Source organism: Tsuneonella sp. HG094, assembly GCF_053819285.1.
Genome location: NZ_JBSORA010000001.1, coordinates 1,303,200 through 1,321,286, shown reverse-complemented (window position 1 = coordinate 1,321,286; position 18,087 = coordinate 1,303,200). Strand labels below are relative to the sequence as shown.

Here is an 18,087-nt window from a genome sequence, read left to right as displayed (position 1 = left end):
CGCGTCTAGCGAGGACGGACCCGCGGAGGCGGGTTCGAAGATCAGGAAAGCCGGTCGATATCCTCGTCGCTGAGGCCGCCCGGCACCACGAAAAGCGGGCAGGCAAGGTGGCCGGCGTGAGCCGAAAAGTGCGTGACCAGGGGACCCGGTCCGCCGTCTGCCGCCGCCCCCAGCACGAGCGCGGCGACCTCGGGATGCTCTTCGAGGTATTCCTTGATCACCGTTTGCGCATCGCCGGTTTTGACCGCGATCACCGGCATCTTGCCGCTTTCGGCGAACAGCGAACCCGCTGCGCTCGAAGCGACCATTTCCGCACGGTCGCGCGCTTCCTGTTCGATGGTGGCCTGGATCGCACCGAACGCATTGAAATTCTCGCGCTGGACGAGCGCCAGGATGTGGACCGATCCGCCGGTCTTGGTCGCGCGTCGACTGGCAAAGCGCAGCGCGCGCAGCGCCTCGTCGGTCTCGTCCATGATTACCAGATAGACGCGCATCGATCCCACCTCTCGCAGGTGCCGATATCGGCGGAAATCGTATTCAGGGCAAGCCGCTTGCGGTGACGCTACGGCTTTGCCAAAGCGGGCGCGGATCACTCCCCAGTGAAGGACACCCATGCCGACTCCGATCAAGATGCCCGCCCTCAGCCCGACGATGGAAGAGGGCACGCTAGCCAGGTGGCTGGTCAAGGAAGGCGACACGGTCAGCGCAGGCGACGTGATGGCCGAGATCGAGACCGACAAGGCGACCATGGAATTCGAAGCGGTCGACGAAGGCACGATTGCGAAGATCGAAGTGGCCGAGGGCACCGAAGGCGTGAAGGTCGGCACCGTGATCGCGATGCTGGCGGGTGAGGGCGAGGATGCTTCGGCACCGGTCGCTACGCCCGCACCGACGCCTGCTCCGGACAAGGAAGAGGCGAAGGCCGCGCCCGCTGCTGCCCCTGCACCCACACCTGCTCCGGCACCGGCACCGGCTGCTGCCGCAACCAAGCCCGCCGGCGACCGCGTGATCGCCTCTCCGCTCGCCAAGCGGATCGCGGAGCAGAAGGGCATCGACCTTGCGGGCGTGAAGGGCACCGGCCCCAACGGCCGCATCGTGAAGGCCGACGTCGAGGGTGCGCAGCCCGGTGCTGCAGCGACTGCCGCTGCCCCCGCAGCCAGCGCTGCGCCGGCCGCTGCTCCGGCTCCTGCCGCGTCCGTCGCGCAGGATTTCGGCATCCCGCATACCTCGGAAAAGCTCAGCTCGATGCGCAAGACCATCGCGCGCCGCCTGACCGAATCAAAGCAGCAGGTGCCGCACATCTACCTGACGGTGGACGTCCGCCTCGATGCGCTGCTCAAGCTGCGCGGGGATCTCAACAAGGCGCTCGAGAGCCAGGGCGTGAAGCTGTCGGTCAACGACCTGCTGATCAAGGCGCTGGCGAAGTCGCTGCTCGCGGTGCCCAAGTGCAACGTGCAGTACGCGGGCGACGAACTGCTCACCTTCACCCGTGCCGACATTTCGGTAGCGGTGTCGATCCCCAGCGGCCTCATCACCCCGATCGTAAAGGATGCCGGGTCCAAGTCGGTCAGCGCGATCAGCACCGAGATGAAGGACCTCGCCAGTCGCGCTAAAGAGGGCAAGCTCAAGCTCGACGAATTCCAGGGCGGCACCGCCAGCCTGTCGAACATGGGCATGTACGGGATCAAGCAGTTCGAGGCGGTGATCAATCCGCCGCAGGGCATGATCATGGCGATCGGCGCTGGCGAGAAACGCCCCTACATTGTCGACGACGCACTCGGCGTCGCCACCGTCATGAGCGCCACCGGCAGCTTCGACCACCGCGCGATCGACGGCGCCGACGGTGCGGAGCTGATGAAGGTGTTCAAGGAACTGGTCGAGGCACCGCTCGGCCTCGTCGCCTGAGCGGGCCATGAGCCGCGACCCCCTCATCCGCGTCACCGCGATGCCGACGGACATGAACCCATACGGCGGCGTGTTTGGCGGTTGGCTGATGAGCCAGATGGCACTCGGGGCGGGCAGTCTTGCCAGCCGAGTCGGGCAGGGGCGGGCCAATGTGGTCGCGGCGAGCGACTTCGGCTTCCCCGCCGCCATGCTGTGCGGGGACGAACTCAATATCTATGGCGAGATCGCGTCCGAAGGGCGCACCTCGATCACCATCGCTGTCGAGGGCATCGCACGGGAGCGGCACGGCGAGGCGACGAAGCTGGTCTGCAAGGGCACTTTCGTGTTCGTGCTGGCCGATGAAGACGGCACCCCGCGACCTGTCCGCGTGGGGCAGGCGCAATGATCGTTTTCCTACAGCATCACCCCTGTGCCATGCCGTCCACGGCGCGGCGCGCGGCGACCGATGCGTGCCGGTTCCGCCCGAACCGCAGCCCGATCAACGCCGCGGTTCAGGTGTAACTTTCGTGTATACTTTGGCTTTCGAGAGACCCGATTTTCATGGCTGACACCCAATACGACGTCATCGTGCTCGGCAGTGGCCCCGGCGGCTACGTTGCGGCGATCCGCTGCGCGCAGCTCGGCCTCAAGACCGCGATCGTGGAGCGCGAGTTGCTCGGCGGCATCTGCCTCAATTGGGGGTGCATTCCGACCAAGGCGCTGCTGCGCTCGGCCGAGATCCTCCACTACGCGCAGCACGCCAAGGACTACGGCCTGAAGATCGCGGGCACGATCGAGGCGGACCTCGAGGCGGTCGTGAAGCGCAGTCGCGGCGTGGCCAAGCAGCTCAACGCCGGCGTCACGCACCTGATGAAGAAGAATAAGATCGCGGTCCACATGGGCGAGGGCGCGCTGACCGGCCCCACCAGTCTGACCGTGAAGGGCGAAAAGGGAGAGGAGAAACTCTCCGCCAAGCACATCATCGTCGCCACTGGCGCGCGGGCCCGCGAGCTGCCGTTCGCCAAGTCCGACGGCAAGCGCGTGTGGACCTATCGCCACGCGATGACGCCCACCGAAATGCCGAAGAAATTGCTGGTGATCGGCAGCGGCGCGATCGGGATCGAGTTCGCCAGCTTCTACAACGACATGGGCTGCGACGTGACCGTGGTCGAAATGCTTGACCGCGTGGTGCCGGTGGAGGACGCGGACGTGTCCGCCTTCCTCGAAAAGGCACTGACCAAGCAGGGCATGACGATCATGACCGGCGCGGGGGTCGAGGCGCTTGCCGTCGGGCCGACCGGTGTGAAGGCGAAGATCAAGGACAAGGCGGGCAAAGTCGCCGAAAACGAGTTCAGCCACTGCATCGTCGCCGTGGGCATCGTGCCGAACACCGAGAATATCGGCCTCGACAAGTTGGTCGAGATGGACCGCGGCTTCATCCAGATCGATCCCTACGGCCGCACCAAGGCCAAGGGGCTTTGGGCGATCGGCGACTGCACGCCCGGCCCGTGGCTGGCGCACAAGGCAAGCCACGAAGGTGTCACTACTGCCGAGGCGATCGCCAAGGAACTCGGCAACAAGGACGTCCACCCGCACCCGCTCGACCGCGGCAACATTCCGGGCTGCACCTATTGCCACCCGCAGATCGCCAGCGTCGGCCTGACCGAAGCGAAGGCCAAGGAGGCAGGTTACGCCGTGAAGGCCGGCACGTTCCCCTTCATCGGCAACGGTAAGGCCATCGCGCTGGGCGAGGCGGAGGGCTTCGTGAAGACCGTCTTCGACGCCAAGACCGGCGAGCTGCTGGGCGCGCATATGGTCGGCGCTGAAGTGACCGAGATGATCCAGGGCTATGTCATCGGCAAGACGCTCGAGACGACCGAGGCGGAACTGATGCAGACGGTCTTCCCGCACCCGACGATCAGCGAATCGATGCACGAAAGCGTGCTCGCCGCATACGGCCGCGCGCTGCACATCTAAGGTCTGGCGATTCGTCGCAAGTCCCTGCAATTCGTCGCAAAATCGCGGAACACGCGCTTCTGTCGGTCATTGCCCGATCGAGAGAGGATTTGCCCGATGGAATTCGAGATCGAAGACCGCCCGTCGTCGGGCGAACGCCCAGGCCACTTGCAAAACGAGCATCCTTCGCCGCGCATGACTGGTGCTCACTGGATGCGTCGCTTGCGCCCCGAACTGCTCGACCGCGCGATCCTCATCCCCGACCAGGAAGCATTGTCCTGAAGAAGCCAGAAATGGAGGAGGGTGGTGGACGCACAAGGGCTCGAACCTAGGACCCGCTGATTAAGAGTTAAAATTTGGGGTCTAACAGTGCCGCACATGTTAGAAGGTCCCAGCCGCTCAAATCGCTTGAATTACCGTGATTTCTCCCGCATGTGATGCGCTGTTACGAACGCAGGGTAACAGTAGCAATCCCGCTGCGCTTGTTACCCTCGCGTTACCCCGGAGGGTGCATGGCTAGAGATTTATCGGCAACGGCAGTCCGCAACGCGAAGGCCTATCCGGCAAAAGCCGATCCGAACGGCCCGCTTGTACGCACTGAAATACCCGATGGAAAATCGCGCGGCCTCTTTTTGGTGGTGCAACCGTCCGGCGCAAAATCGTGGGCGTTGCGGTTTCGGTATGACGGCAAGCCGAAGAAACTCACCATAGGTCCCGTTCTCGAAGCCCGCGAAAGCGAGATCGACGATTTGCCGCTAGGCGAGCCTCACACGTTGGCAGAGGCGCGGATTGCAGCGGATAGGGCGCGCATTCGTGCGGCGCATGGCGACGATCCAACGGCCCGCGCGGTGCGCGCTGATCGGCTCACATTGCGGCAGGCTGTGGAGAGGTTCATTGCCGAGTATGCCAAGCCGAGAAATCGATCATGGGCGGAGACGGAGCGGCAGTTAGAGCGATACTTACTCACCGACCTAGGCGACCGTCCTATTGCCGAATTGCGCGACGATGAAATCCGCGCTCCGGTTGACAGGCTGACAGCGGGCGGTGCGCCTAGCATGGCGAATGCCTTGCACCGTACCTTGTCGAAATTCTGGAAATGGTGCGCGGCGAAAGAACGCAAGATTGTCGCTGTGAACCCCTATGCCGGATTTGAAATGCCGAACCCCGTCAACAGTCGCGATCGCGTCCTTTCGTGGGATGAACTCGCGACAATTTGGAACGCTGCGGCGAACGTTGGCGAGCCTTTCGGCGCTATCGTGCGCGTCCTGATCCTCACCGGACAAAGGCGCGAGGAGGTCGCGGGGATGCGAGAGGGTGAGATCGATCGGCGGCAGGATATTTGGACGGTGCCCGCTGCCCGCTCGAAGAATGGCAAGCCGAATCCCGTCCCGCTCACCCCTGCCGTCCTTTCGGAAATCGACGCGGTAAAGCGTATCGGCAAAGACGGGCTGATATTCACCACAACAGGCAAGACCCCTTTTTCCGGTTTCGGCAAGGCGAAGGCCCGGCTCGATTCATCGGTCGATGCTGCGGAACCTTGGCGATTGCACGATTTGCGACGGACGTTCGCAACGGGGCTGGAATCCTTAGGCGTCCCTCAAGAAGTGACCGAGGCGCTACTCAATCACCGCAGCGGCAAAAAGGCGGGCGTGGCGGGCGTCTATGCGCGGCACGAATACCGCGAAGAGCGCGGCCATGCGCTCACCGCGTGGACCCGTTTCGTGGTGGACGTGGTGGCACACGATACGGCGCGCGACACGTTCACCCGATTGCGGGACACGCGGCGAATCAAAGAGACGATCCACGGCAGCGATGAGGCATGGCAACCGTGCGCCATCGCGTTGCAAAGCGGTAGCAAAGCATGGGCGCAATACGTGGCGGCGCTCGATGCGCCAGCCGAGACGAGGGAGGCGGCGTGATATACGCGATCGATCGTGATTTCAGCGATGCTCAATGGCAGGCGCTAAACGGAAACGCGACCGCTATGGCCGCGATCCTACGCGATTCGAATCGGACGCTGGACGCAGGCGAGCGTGATGCGCTTGCAATGATGATAGAACGATTGGCAGAACATGCGCGCGGCGACATTGGCGGCAAAGTCGGAAGGCGGGAAAAGGACGCAGGGCACCCCGAGGTTCGACGAGTTGTAGAACGCTACGACGATCTGATCGCACAAGGACGGCAACACACCGAAGCGAAGAAACTGGTGCAGGCGGAGCAGAACATCAAATCAATTCGCACGGTCGAAAAATACATCCGTTTGCGCCGTCAGCGCGACAAGGCGATCGCGCAATTCGAACGGGGATAACGATCACTCAAAGCTTGCCGACGTTCCACATTTGTTCGAACATGGTTGCGCACCCTAGAAAGGAGGCGCACCATGCCCGCATACGAACCACCATAAAGACGCGAAAGACGCACAAACGGTTGCGATAACACTGCGGCAGACAGTTTTTGAGTAAGTCCGAGAGCCTATCAATTTTCGCTGATAATAAGAACCGATCGACCCACAACGAAAGCGATAAAACGGGCGCCGATTGACCTCTCGAAGCTAACACACATACCAAAGCCCGGTTTGATAACCTTCGCGACCATGGCCCATCCCCAAAAGGGAGATCGGTTATGCGTCCTTACAACGTCTATTATCTGCCTGACCTACGTGGCGATTGACACTGGTTCATTTACGACGCGCGCGGCAACTCTGTCGCGCAGTCTGACCGTGCTGCATTCCACTTGATCGACGCGCAGAGAGAGGCGGAGGCGTTCATGTCCTACAGCATGGCCTCTTAGTCGATCCGCGCTTTCTGATAATCCATAACAGCCTGGTGCAGACTTTGGGGGGCTAAACGCCCCCCATTTTGCGCAATCAACTAAGATTTCTTTGCGTAAATCGGCTGGTGCATTTTCTCGCGCTGTGACGATAATCGCGAGCCGTCCCTTGATATAACTGGAGCGGCAAAAATGGACCCGATGCTGAATTCCAAACAGGTTCGCGAAACCTGCGGCAACGTTAGCGATATGACCCTTTGGCGTTGGCTAAAGGACGCTGATTTTCCCAAACCCGTAAAGGTCAATCACCGCCGCTATTGGCGCACCGCAGAAGTCAATTCGTGGTGGAACGACCGCAAGACTGTGAACGCCTGACCTGCACGAAAAAGCCCGCCGCGCAGTTCGATGCGCAGCGGGCCTTAACGCGATCGAGAACATGACGGATAAAGAATCTGGTGTGGAGGCGCAAGGCCCGCTCACCTTCACGCACTTTGAGCGGTTCAACGTCGCCACCGGCGCGCGATACGCGCTGACATGGCCGCAACTGGTGGAATGGATCACGTCACCTGATCGGCGCGCACCGTCCAAGGCGGAACTGCCCCTGATCAAGCTGGCGACGTTCGCGCGGGATCACCGCAGCAATGAGACCCTTGAAGCGGTCTATGGGATCGAAGGCGACTATGACGGCGAAGCGGTTCATCCTGCCATTGCGGCTGGGCAGCTGGGTACGGCGGGCATTTGCGGCTTGATCGTTACCACACCATCGCACCGGCCCGATGCGCCGCGCTGGCGCGTTTGGTGCCCGCTATCGCAGCCTGTCGCACCTGCCGAGCGTCACGCTATGGCCGCGCGGCTCAACGGCGCATTAGGCGGCGTCCTGGCAACTGAAACGTTCGTCGCCTCGCAAGCATTCTATGTGGGCGCGGTTGACGATGGCGAGCCGATGCAATGCTATCCAATAGGCGGCGCGCCACTCGATACCGTGCAAGGGATCGCGCCGATCGGCCCCGCTCAATCTGTTGGGCAACGGCAACCGCTTGGCACCTTGCCAACCGTCGATACTACGATTGTCGAAGCGGCGTTGGATGAGATCGATCCGAACGAATGCGACCGCGATCAATGGCGCAATCTCACTGCCGCATATCGTGGCGCTGGGGGCGGGCGCGATGCGTGGGACCGCTGGTGCGCTCGCTTTGAGGGCAACAGCCTTGCCGACAATGACAAGCTGTGGCGCTCGCTCGACAAAGGAACGGCGCTGGGTTGGGGATTCTTGCGACGTTTCGCACCCGTTGCGGCGGCGCGCGCGGCATTCGGAGACGGGGCGGGCGCACAGTCCTTTGGCGAATTTCTAACCAGCGATGAGCAGCGCGTGTATTTCCGCGATTGTACGCTAATCGGCCCGCGCAACGTCATCGTGGATGGGAAGGGGATTGAGTACGGCCCTGGTGCGTTCAATGCGGCTTTCGGCGGGCACCGGTTCATCATATCGCGCGACGGCAAAGCAACCGATGAGGCGTGGAAGGCGGCAACGCGGTCGACTCTTTGGACCGTGCCCAAGGTGGACGGCTACGCCTTCCGTACCGACCTTCCGACCGGCGACATTGCTGCGGATGAACTGGGGCGCACCGCCGTCAACGTGTACGTCCCGGCGCGTATCGAACGCATGGAAGGCGATCCCGCGCCGTTCCTAGATCACTTGGCGCGCGTCATCCCCGATGAAACCGACCGGCAAATCTTGCTCGATTATCTGGCGCACAACGTCCGCTTTCCTGGCTTCAAAATCCCGTGGGCACCGCTGATCCAATCGGCGCAAGGCGTGGGCAAGAACGCGATCAAATACGTGATGACTCACGCGATCGGCAATCACTACACCTATGCGCCGAACGCAAAGGAACTCGGCTCTAGCGGCTCGAAATTTAATCAATGGATGGAGCGCAAGCTATTCCTCATCGCCGATGAGATCAAAACCGATGATCGGCGCGACTTGATTGAAACATTGAAGCCGATGATTAGCGAAGAGACGTTGGAGATACAGGGCAAGGGTGTCGACCAACGCAAGGCGGACAATCCGGCGAACTGGGCGTTTTTTTCGAATCACAAAGACGCGATCCCGATCAACGCGAACGATCGTCGGTTTGCGATATTCTACAGCCCATTGCAGACTAAGGCGGACCTCGATCGGGCCGGAATGACGGATTCCTATTTTGCGACCCTCTATGACGGGTTTCTCGGCAACCGAACGCACCGGCGCGGCCTCAAGATCGTGGCCGACTATCTGTTACGCTATCCGATAGAGCGCGGCGCGATCCCGATGCGCGCGCCTGTAACGACTAGCACGGTGGAGGCGATCGAAGCGGGGCGGGGCTGGCTAGAGCAGCTGATCGCCGCAGCGGTCGAAGATGGGGCAGATGGGTTCCGTGGCGGCTGGATCAACACTGCCGCCGTGGGCCGCTTGCTTCGCGAGAACCGCCGTAATGCCGGTCCAGTTGCGATCGGCGCTGCGATCGGCGCGCTTGGCTTTCACCGGATTGGTCAGGCGGGGGCGGCCCTTTTTACAGGATGATACCCAGCACCCCAACAAGCGCGGCATTTTATGGAACGAAGAGCCAAATGCTGATCCCGCTAAATACGGCGATGCGCAGGCCTACGCTTGGACGCTGTGAACCCGCTTTGATTGCAGCACCTATCGAAGCGGCGATTTTTTGCAGTTTTCTGCGGGTTTCAGAGTGATGACGCTTTGACGCTTTGATTTTCTCGAATTTGTGAGCGAGAATGAAATATAAATAAGAACGCCTCCCGTTAAATATATCGTCCTGACATGCTGACGGAGGAGTTGGAAAAATCAAAGCGATCAAAGCGTCAAAGCGTTGGGTCTCGATATACGAATCATAATTTATGTTATAAGATGAGATGTTGACGAACTATTGTTTAGAACGTCAAGTTGAAGGCTCAATCTCTTAGGGTCCTCAAAATGAACTTCACCTACACAGCCAATCCTGCACCCGGCGTGATGATCCTGCAACCGAAGCGCGACAATGCCGGTCCTACGCTCGCTTTTACCGATCAACTGACCCAGCACGATCGTATCGGCGGACCTCTGACACAGGTTCAAACATCATTCGCGACGATCGCCGAGACGCTGGCGCACCGCTCTGGCGACCTCTCCGATGACGGATTTTCGAAGGAAGCGCGCCGCTTGGTCGATGACAAGCTACGGCCACCGCACCGGCTCACCGTTGAAGCGACTTATGCGGCGCAGCGTGAATTCGATGCCGAGTGGCGCAAACTGAACACTCCGCGCTTTTCAGATGAAAGCGACCCTGCCGTGCGAGCCGAGCAGCGGACATGGTGGCGGGGATTGTCGACACCTGCGAAGCTGGAAACTGCCAATGCCGATCCGGCGCTTGCTGCGGCGGTAGTGGAGGGCGGTTTCGCCGCGTCCGGTTTGCCACGCGATGTATTCGATAGGCTCACCCGAACGATGGGCGAGGGCCAACTTGCCGATGCGATCATGCGAGGGCAGGAATTCAGCACCGCACCTTCGCCCGATGATCCAATCGCGGGCCATCCGGATCGGGCAGCGGCGTTGAAGGTAGCAACCGCACGCTTCGAGCGGATGGAAGCCGAACGGGACTTGCTGGCGACCGTCTCACCGCTTTTGGCGACCCTCATCACCGCCGTTGCCATGATTACCGGCGAGTCGCGCCAGGCGGCATTTGAGCGGCTTTCGCTATGAACCCGCAAGGTATCCGCCTCCCGTCCCCCGTGACGTTGCCCGCAGCGCCGATGATAGCCGCGTGGCACGTTCGGGACGCGCTACGCGTCTCCAAGGCAGTTTTGCACCTGTGGCGGCGCGACAAGGGCTTTCCCGGCTTCCACCGCGAAGGACGCGAATTCTACACGTCGACCGATGCCCTTGCCGAATGGCTTACGTCGCGCGGCGTGAAGGTGGTGCGACAATGACAACGCAATCCACACAGGCGGCATGGGCACCGGAACGCGACAAGGCCGGGAAATTCAAACCGGGGCAGGGCGGACGGCCCGCTGGTGCGCGCAATAGGAAACCGTCCGGCGCGCTCGCTGCGGTTCAGAACCTTTCGGACTTAGCGATCGGCAAACTCGCCATGCTCATATCGCAGAACAGTTGGCCTGCGATCCGCTACGTACTCGACATGACGTTGCCGCGCGGCGGGCGCACGGTCGACCTCGACGGCACCGCTGATCCAAATGAACTCATCGCCGCCGTAACATCTGGCGAGATTTCACCGGACGAGTTTGCGCGAATAGCCCAAGGCTGGAAAACCGCAGTCGACGCTGCCGAGATGAAAGAGATCAAGGCTCAAATCGACGAACTTGAGCAACTCGTTTCGGCGTTGCGCAAATGAGCCGGGTGAGTTTGAATCGACGCCTTGGCGCGATCATCGAAGCAGCGGAACGCATCGATCCGATAGCGGCGCGCGTGTATCGATTGCCGCCAGCGTTGCACGTTCGATACGACAATTGGCGCGCAGAATGCGACCGGGCCGCCGCGCAATATCCCGATGGTGCCGCGATGTATGAGGCGTTTCTTTCTGGTGAATACAGGACACCGCCAATGCCGCGCGACGTGCGCGAGGCTCTAGGTTTGCAGCCGGCTCCCTTGTTACCCGAGACAATGACCGCGCGCGACATAGCAGACGTGTGGGATGGCATGGTGCGTGGCGACACAACGCCGTCCAAACGAACAGCCGATAAATTTTCCAGCCGCTAGGGCTGGCGCAAAATAGCGGGATACTGACATGGCGGATAGCAAGGTGCCGATGACGGCGTTCGAGATCGGCGAACCGCGTTGCGTCCTCGTCCTGGGCGGCGAGATCGGCGCGATCCGGTTGCGATGGTCCGAATACAGGGACCAATGGTGTCGCGGCATCAAGCGGATGGTGCGAGCGCGCAAGAAAGGCTTGCTGCACACCGTAGCAGAGGTGCGCTTCGATCGCATCGAACGGCGCTGGCGAGTGGAGCGGGATGACATCGGCAGGCCCGTCCTAGTCATCGGGCCGCGAGTCGCGCTGATCCATTCGCTTCGCGATGACACTGATCGCGACCTAGACGCGCAAATGGCGGACTTATTCGGCAACCGAGGCTGGATCGCTCGCGAGGCAGCGGACGCGGCTGCGGCTCTATACGAACGGATGGGCGGTGAACTGGAGCGCGTGGCGCTGTGAAATGGCACACTGATTGAGTATCAGCGAGCCATCGCATCGATTGCCTAATGGATTGAAAGGGTTACGCGGTGCCGATCGGCCCTAGGGTAACGAGCGGGTAACGATCCAACGTATTTGGTGCCGGAGGACCCCCCCGGCCCCTTCGCGCAACCGGACATCGGTTCACCGGAAGCGGGATGCCCGATAACCTTCCCAGATTCCGTTACCCCGTACGTTACCCCAGCCGCAGAGCGGGGCGCTCAAATTTCAGCTAACTATCTGAGAAAGTTGGTGGACGCACTAGGGCTCGAACCTAGGACCCGCTGATTAAGAGTCAGCTGCTCTACCAACTGAGCTATGCGTCCGTACCGTCAGCTTGGGGCGGCAATTTCTCGCGGCCCCGAATCGTCGGGAGAGGCGCATATAGCCGCGATTTCAGCGTTGCCAACCCCTTGCGAAAGCTAAATCAGCCGAGCCCGCGTCGACCCGCTTTGCGGTTCCACCGATGGACCATCATCAGAGTGCCCAGGCAGATCATGTTGGTCATCATCGAGCTGCCGCCGTGGCTCATGAAGGGCAGCGGGATGCCGACCACCGGGGCAAGGCCCATCACCATCATGAGGTTGATGCAGACGTAGAAGAAGACCGTCGCGACCATGCCGCCGGCGAGCAGCTTGTTGAAGCGATCCTGGCTTGCGTGGGCGACCGACCAGCCCCAGCGCAGGATCAGGAAGAACGCGACGAGCACGAACAGGCCGCCGATCAGCCCCCATTCCTCGGCCATGGTGGCGAAGACGAAGTCGGTGTGCGGCTCGGGCAGGTAGTTGAGGTGGCTCTGCGATCCCTCTCCGAAACCTTTGCCGGTCACGCCGCCCGAACCGATCGCGATCTTCGACTGGGTGATATGATAGCCGGTGCCGAGCGGATCGCTCTCGGGGTCCAGGAACGTGAAGACGCGCTTGCGCTGGTAGTCGTGGAGGAGGGTGAAAAACGAGATCGGCGCGATCACCGCTGCTGCTGCGCCGCCCATAAGGAACCAGCGCAAGGGTAGCCCGGCCATGAACATCATGCACGCCCCGCCAAAGCCGATTGCGAGCGCGGTTCCAAGGTCGGGCTGGAGCATCACCAGCAGCATCGGCGTACCGATGAGCACGCCCGCAGGCACCAGCGAACGCCATGTCGGCACCATGCCGGAAGGCAGGTCGCCATAGAAACGGGCAAGAGCCAGCACGATCGCCGGCTTCATCAGTTCGGACGGTTGCAGCACGATGAAGCCGAGATTGATCCACCGCTGGCTGCCGCCGCCGACGAATCCGAGAAGCTCCACCGCGAGCAGCAGGAGCAGGATCACCGCGTAGGCCGGATAGGCCATCAGGCGCACGAAATCGCGATTGAACAGCGTCATCACGCTCGCCATCACGATGAACACGGCGAAGCGGACGAGGTGCGATAACGAGAAGACTTCGAACTTGCCCCCGGCAGCCGAGTCCAGCACCGCCGCGCCGAAGCAAACCAGCAGGATCAGGGGCAGCAGCATCGCCCAAGGCTGGCGTGCTATCGGAGCGGGGACGATAGAGCTCATCGCGGTTCGGGACCGGTCGGCATGGGTGCGGACGGCGACGGAACGGACGATGGCGCTGCTGAACCGACCGGCTCGGGCGGCGGCGCTACTGCACCCGTCTCCAGCGGCTGCGGCTTGTTCTGCACGGCGCGGGATTCGGCATCGACCCGCGCGAACACATCTTCCTCGCGACGGGGTGCGCGGCCGACGTTCTCGCCTTGGGCTGCAGCAAACGCGGCGTAGCGCGCCTCCAGCCGTTGCTGAGCCGTCCCGCCCCATTGCTTTTCGAAGCCGTAGAGCGCGTCGAGGCCCTTTTGCGGATCGAACAGGAACGTCATCACGTCGCGCGCGATCGGATAGGCGGAGCCCGAACCGCCTCCGTGTTCGATGACCACAGCGCCCGCGTACTTCGGCTTGTCGAACGGTGCGAAGAAGATGAACAGGCCGTGGTCGCGGTATTTCCAGGTGCCTCCTTTGCCGCTCGAGATGTTGAGGCCGACAACCTGCGCGGTGCCGGTCTTGCCCGCCATCAGGACGTTCTCGAGCGGAAGCTTGGCACGTCCCGCGGTTCCGGGCCCGTTGACCACATCGCTCATCGCCTTCTGGATGATCTGCACGTGATCGCCGTGAAAGTTCATCGATTCCAGTCGCGGCGGCGTCTTGTCGAGGATCATCCGCGGCATCAGCTTCTTGCCCGTCGCGAGCCGCCCCGCCATCACGGCAAGCTGAAGCGGGTTCGCCAGCATGTAGCCCTGACCGATCGTCGCGTTGACGGTATCGTAGGGTTGCCAGGCCTGGCCGTATTTCTTCTGCTTCCACGCCGGGTCGGGAACGGTGCCAAAGAACTGGCTGAGCACGGGCAGGGGGAATTTCTGTCCCATGCCGCAACGCTTCGCCATCGGTGCGATCACGTCCATCCCGAGCTTCTGCGCGAAATGGTAGAAATAGACGTCGCACGACTGGTAGATCGCCTTGGCCATGTCGACGGTGCCGTGTCCGCCACGATCCCAGCAGTGGAATACGCGGTTGCCGACGCGCAGGCCGCCGCCGCAGCCGACGGTGGCCTTGGGATCGAGGCCAGCCTCCAGGAATGCCATTGCGACCATCGGCTTGACGGTCGAACCCGGGGGGTAGAGCCCCTTGAGCACCTTGTTGCGCAGGGGCACGCGCTCATCCTGGCTGAGCATCGAATACTCGACGCGGCCGATGCCGTCCGAGAAGCTATTCGGGTCGAAGCTCGGCATCGACGCCATGCAGAGAAGGTCGCCGGTGTCGCAATCGAGGACAACGACCGAACCGGATTCAAGGCCGATGCGCCGTGCAGCATAGTCCTGCAGCGGTCCGTCGATGGTCAACTGCAGCGGCTTGCCCTGAACGTCCTCGCGCGTTTCCAGATCGCGCACCATGCGACCCGAGGCCGTGACCTCGACGCGCCGGGCACCCGGCACGCCGCGCAGGTTCTGCTCGAACCGCTTCTCGACCCCGTCCTTGCCGATCTTGTAGCCAGGAGTGATCAGGATCGGGTTGCGATCTTCCTCGTACTCCTCGGCGCTCGCGGGGCCCACGAAGCCGATGAGGTGCCCCACCGAGGGACCCGTCGGATAGAATCGCGAGAAGCCGCGCTGCGGGACGACGCCGGGCAGATCGGGAAGGCGCACGCTTACTGCAGCGAACTGGTCGTAGTTGAGGCCGCTCGCCACTTCGATAGGCTGAAATCCGCGCGCGGCATCGATCTTGTCGTGAAGGTCGCGCACCTTTTCATCGTCGAGTCCCAGGAGCGGGGCGAGCGTGGCGACCTCGCCCTTCGCATCGCGCATGCGTTCGGGCACGATATCGACACGGAAGTCGGCCTTGTTGGAGGCGAGGGGCGCACCGTTGCGATCGAGGATCCACCCACGCCGCGGCGGGATCAGCGACAGATTGACGCGGTTGCTTTCCGCCTCGGTCTTGTACTTCTCGTTCTCGAAGATCGAGAGGTAGGCCATGCGCGTCGCCAGCAGCACGCCGATGCCGCCCTGGAATGCGCCGATGACGAAACTGCGCCGTTCGAACGTCGCGTCGAGCGTGGCGGGGCTGACGATCGGCGTGGGCCGCCTCGATCGGCGGCGACGGCGCAGCGGCATCAGATCCCTCGCACCCGGGTCAGGCGGAACCGGTCGAGCGCAGCCACGAAGCGGGCAAGCACCGGAATCAGCACGAGCGTGACGACGATTTGCGGCAGCAACACCGCTATCATCACGCCATCGACCCGGCCGCCCGAGAGAATCGCCGCCATTACGAGATAACCCACCGACAGGATGCCCGACACGAGCCAATCCTGGAAAAAGCCACGCCACGGAAACCGCGTTTCGAGAATCTCGAGCGCGATCATCGTGGCGGACCACAACAGTATGGCACTGCCCAGTGGCTGTCCGGTGAACAGGTCGTCGAACAGGCCGAGCGGGAAACCCGCCCAGACCGGCAGCAGGCCCGGACGGACGAGGCGCCACGACAGCAGCACGAGAAATCCCAGCGGCGGCACCAACGGCACCGCGCTCGCGATGAATAGCTGCGGCAGCAGCGATCCGATCATCACCGACGCCCAAGGCACCGCGTAGGCAAGGACCGGCGAGTGCGTGCGGTTGATCTTGCTACCATAGCGATCGCTGCGGGCGCGGGAGGACAGCTGGTCGATCATTCCTCGATCGCTTCGCCCACCGGAGTTTCCGCAGCCTCCACCGCGCGCGGCTGCCAGATCGGCTCGACCGAGACGAAATCGGTCGCTGCCGGATCGCTGATCACGCCGCCGACCGCACCGTCGGGGGTCACTTCTTGCACGATCGCGACTGCGATGCCCGGGCGGTAGTATCCGCCGGCGCCGCTGGTGACGAACACGTCGCCCTTCTTCAGTGGATTGAGGCCTAGATTGATCAACCGGATGCGCAGCTTCCCGTCGCCGCGACCTTCGGCAAAGGCGACAACCTCGTCCTTGGATCGACGCACCGGGATCACGCTTTCGGTGTCAGCGAGCAGCAGCACGCGCGAACTGTCCTGGCCGACCTCGAGCACGCGGCCCACCACTCCGCGCGGCGACCGCACGGGCATGCCTATGCCGACACCTTGGTCGCGCCCTGCGCCGAGGTAGGCGAACCGGCGTGTGCTGGTCGAGGTCGACCCGATCAGGCGGGCGACCGCTACAGGCTTCACTTCGTCCTCGCGGAAGCCGAGGAGGGTCTTCAGGCGCGCGTTCTCGCTGCGGACCGCGTCAGCCTCCTTCAGGCGAATGCGTGCGAGTTCGACCTCTTTCTTCAGTTCGGCATTCTGGCTGCCGGCCGCGAGGTACCCGCTGATGGTATCGAACAGCCCCTGGCCTTCGCTGCGAACCACCCCGTTGGCCTGTCCGGCCGGGGCGACGGTGTCCGCAGCGGCGGTGCGCAGGCCGTTGAACGAACTCGGCCGCCACAGCGAAATGCCGAGCAGCACCGCGCCCAGCGCAGCGCCGATCGCGGCGAGCACGTAGCCCGTGAACAGTCCATATTGCGCCCTGCGCGAATGCCCGGAGCGCCGTGATGAGGGCGGCGCCATCTCAATCAATCCTTCAGGCGGTCATCAAAACCCCGCGATAGACCGGGTCCTCCATCGCCCGACCGGTGCCGATCGCGACACAGGAGAGCGGATCTTCCGCGATCGAGACCGGCAGACCGGTTTCCTCCCGCAGGTGATCGTCGAGCCCGCTGATCAGCGCGCCGCCGCCCGTAAGCACGATGCCCTGGTCGACGATGTCGGCCGCGAGTTCGGGCGCGGTGTTCTCAAGCGCGATGCGCACGCCTTCCACGATCGCGCCGATCGGTTCGGACAGCGCTTCGGCGATGTGGCCCTGGTTGATCTGGATTTCCTTGGGCACGCCGTTGACGAGGTCGCGGCCCTTGATCGTGATCACTTCGCCGATCCCGTCTTCGGGCGGGCGCGCAATGCCGTAATCCTTCTTGATCCGCTCGGCAGTCGCTTCACCGATCAGCAGGTTGTGATGTCGGCGAACGTAGCTGACGATCGCCTCGTCCATCTTGTCGCCGCCGGTGCGGACCGAGGTGGTGTAGGCGAGACCGCGCAGCGACAGCACCGCCACTTCGGTCGTGCCGCCGCCGATGTCGACGACCATGCTGCCGACCGGTTCGGTCACCGGCATGTCGGCGCCGATCGCCGCGGCCATCGGCTCGAGGATGAGGTAAACCTGCGAGGCGCCCGCATTCGAAGCGGCATCGCGGATCGCGCGGCGTTCGACCGAGGTCGAGCCAGAGGGAACGCAGATCACGATTTCCGGATAGCGCAGCAGGCTCTTCTTGCCGTGCACCTTGCGGATGAAGTGCTTGATCATCTCTTCGGCGATTTCGATGTCCGCGATCACGCCGTCGCGCAGCGGGCGGATCGCCTCGATGCTGTCGGGCGTCTTGCCCATCATCATCTTCGCATCTTCGCCCACGGCCTTCACCCGCTTGATGCCGTTCAGCGTCTCGATCGCGACGACCGACGGTTCGTTGAGGATGATGCCCTGACCCTCGACATAGACCAGCGTGTTCGCGGTGCCGAGGTCGATCGCCATGTTCTGCGAGCCGAATTTCAGGAGATTGGAAAAGAAGCCCATTGGGTTGCGCGTTCCGTGAATGGTTCGGGTTTCGGCCGCAAAACCTGCGACCCTTTCGACCCGGGGGTGACGGGAATGTGCGCCCCTTACCCAAAGGTGCCCGAAAAGGCCAA

Annotated in this window: 19 protein-coding genes and 1 tRNA gene; 13 read left to right on the top strand and 7 right to left on the bottom strand. The window is 62.5% G+C overall.

The window, feature by feature from the left end; genetic code table 11:
• Positions 1-41: 41 nt before the first annotated feature.
• Entirely contained in the window at positions 42-494 is a 453-nt protein-coding gene (locus ACWPMX_RS06600) for a universal stress protein (RefSeq protein WP_455699243.1), read from the bottom strand.
• A 118-nt stretch (positions 495-612) separates the two neighbouring features.
• Here ACWPMX_RS06600 and ACWPMX_RS06595 point away from each other — a divergent pair, with 118 nt between their 5' ends.
• The 13 genes from ACWPMX_RS06595 to ACWPMX_RS06535 all read left to right on the top strand — a co-directional run bounded on the left by ACWPMX_RS06595 (position 613) and on the right by ACWPMX_RS06535 (position 11,813).
• Positions 613-1,905 carry a pyruvate dehydrogenase complex dihydrolipoamide acetyltransferase gene (locus ACWPMX_RS06595; RefSeq protein ID WP_455699242.1) on the top strand — a complete coding sequence of 431 codons (1,293 nt, stop codon included), beginning with the start codon at positions 613-615 and terminating at the stop codon, positions 1,903-1,905.
• 7 nt (positions 1,906-1,912) lie between these two features.
• Complete coding sequence (locus ACWPMX_RS06590) at positions 1,913-2,290, top strand: acyl-CoA thioesterase (RefSeq protein ID WP_455699241.1); 378 nt, start codon at positions 1,913-1,915, stop codon at positions 2,288-2,290.
• Between the two features lie 155 nt (positions 2,291-2,445).
• A complete protein-coding gene (lpdA, locus tag ACWPMX_RS06585) occupies positions 2,446-3,861 on the top strand; it encodes a dihydrolipoyl dehydrogenase (protein WP_455699240.1) in 1,416 nt (471 codons plus the stop codon).
• A 96-nt stretch (positions 3,862-3,957) separates the two neighbouring features.
• The gene (locus ACWPMX_RS06580) at positions 3,958-4,122 is read left to right on the top strand and encodes a hypothetical protein (protein WP_455699239.1); all 165 of its coding nucleotides are present in this window, start codon (positions 3,958-3,960) and stop codon (positions 4,120-4,122) included.
• Between the two features lie 230 nt (positions 4,123-4,352).
• The gene (locus tag ACWPMX_RS06575; RefSeq protein ID WP_455699238.1) at positions 4,353-5,759 is read left to right on the top strand and encodes a tyrosine-type recombinase/integrase; all 1,407 of its coding nucleotides are present in this window, start codon (positions 4,353-4,355) and stop codon (positions 5,757-5,759) included.
• Positions 5,756-6,148, top strand: a complete 393-nt coding sequence (locus ACWPMX_RS06570) for a hypothetical protein (RefSeq protein ID WP_455699237.1) — start codon at positions 5,756-5,758, stop codon at positions 6,146-6,148. The genes ACWPMX_RS06575 and ACWPMX_RS06570 overlap by 4 nt, the downstream gene beginning before the upstream one ends.
• Positions 6,149-6,801: 653 nt before the next feature.
• Complete coding sequence (locus ACWPMX_RS06565; RefSeq protein ID WP_455699236.1) at positions 6,802-6,984, top strand: helix-turn-helix transcriptional regulator; 183 nt, start codon at positions 6,802-6,804, stop codon at positions 6,982-6,984.
• Positions 6,985-7,045: 61 nt separating this feature from the next.
• Positions 7,046-9,172 carry a DUF5906 domain-containing protein gene (locus ACWPMX_RS06560; RefSeq protein ID WP_455699235.1) on the top strand — a complete coding sequence of 709 codons (2,127 nt, stop codon included), beginning with the start codon at positions 7,046-7,048 and terminating at the stop codon, positions 9,170-9,172.
• A gap of 378 nt (positions 9,173-9,550) precedes the next feature.
• A complete protein-coding gene (locus ACWPMX_RS06555; RefSeq protein ID WP_455699234.1) occupies positions 9,551-10,345 on the top strand; it encodes a hypothetical protein in 795 nt (264 codons plus the stop codon).
• Positions 10,342-10,572 (top strand): hypothetical protein, encoded by a 231-nt coding sequence (locus ACWPMX_RS06550; protein ID WP_455699233.1) that lies wholly within the window; start codon positions 10,342-10,344, stop codon positions 10,570-10,572. Before ACWPMX_RS06555 ends, ACWPMX_RS06550 begins: the two co-directional genes overlap by 4 nt.
• A complete protein-coding gene (locus ACWPMX_RS06545; protein WP_455699232.1) occupies positions 10,569-10,994 on the top strand; it encodes a hypothetical protein in 426 nt (141 codons plus the stop codon). Before ACWPMX_RS06550 ends, ACWPMX_RS06545 begins: the two co-directional genes overlap by 4 nt.
• A complete protein-coding gene (locus ACWPMX_RS06540) occupies positions 10,991-11,359 on the top strand; it encodes a hypothetical protein (protein WP_455699231.1) in 369 nt (122 codons plus the stop codon). The genes ACWPMX_RS06545 and ACWPMX_RS06540 overlap by 4 nt, the downstream gene beginning before the upstream one ends.
• Before the next feature lie 28 nt (positions 11,360-11,387).
• Positions 11,388-11,813 carry a hypothetical protein gene (locus tag ACWPMX_RS06535; RefSeq protein WP_455699230.1) on the top strand — a complete coding sequence of 142 codons (426 nt, stop codon included), beginning with the start codon at positions 11,388-11,390 and terminating at the stop codon, positions 11,811-11,813.
• Positions 11,814-12,081: 268 nt separating this feature from the next.
• Here ACWPMX_RS06535 and ACWPMX_RS06530 read toward each other — a convergent pair.
• The 6 genes from ACWPMX_RS06530 to ACWPMX_RS06505 form a co-directional block, all read right to left on the bottom strand.
• Positions 12,082-12,157 (bottom strand) — tRNA-Lys (locus ACWPMX_RS06530).
• 101 nt (positions 12,158-12,258) lie between these two features.
• Complete coding sequence (rodA, locus tag ACWPMX_RS06525) at positions 12,259-13,374, bottom strand: rod shape-determining protein RodA (protein ID WP_455699229.1); 1,116 nt, start codon at positions 13,372-13,374, stop codon at positions 12,259-12,261.
• Positions 13,371-15,476 (bottom strand): penicillin-binding protein 2, encoded by a 2,106-nt coding sequence (gene mrdA, locus ACWPMX_RS06520; RefSeq protein WP_455699228.1) that lies wholly within the window; start codon positions 15,474-15,476, stop codon positions 13,371-13,373. Before mrdA ends, rodA begins: the two co-directional genes overlap by 4 nt.
• Entirely contained in the window at positions 15,476-16,030 is a 555-nt protein-coding gene (locus tag ACWPMX_RS06515; RefSeq protein ID WP_455699227.1) for a rod shape-determining protein MreD, read from the bottom strand. Before ACWPMX_RS06515 ends, mrdA begins: the two co-directional genes overlap by 1 nt.
• Positions 16,027-16,917: a rod shape-determining protein MreC gene (gene mreC, locus ACWPMX_RS06510; RefSeq protein ID WP_455699226.1), complete on the bottom strand. Its 891-nt coding sequence runs from the start codon at positions 16,915-16,917 to the stop codon at positions 16,027-16,029. Before mreC ends, ACWPMX_RS06515 begins: the two co-directional genes overlap by 4 nt.
• Positions 16,918-16,930: 13 nt before the next feature.
• Positions 16,931-17,974 carry a rod shape-determining protein gene (locus tag ACWPMX_RS06505; protein ID WP_455699225.1) on the bottom strand — a complete coding sequence of 348 codons (1,044 nt, stop codon included), beginning with the start codon at positions 17,972-17,974 and terminating at the stop codon, positions 16,931-16,933.
• Between the last annotated feature and the right edge of the window lie 113 nt (positions 17,975-18,087).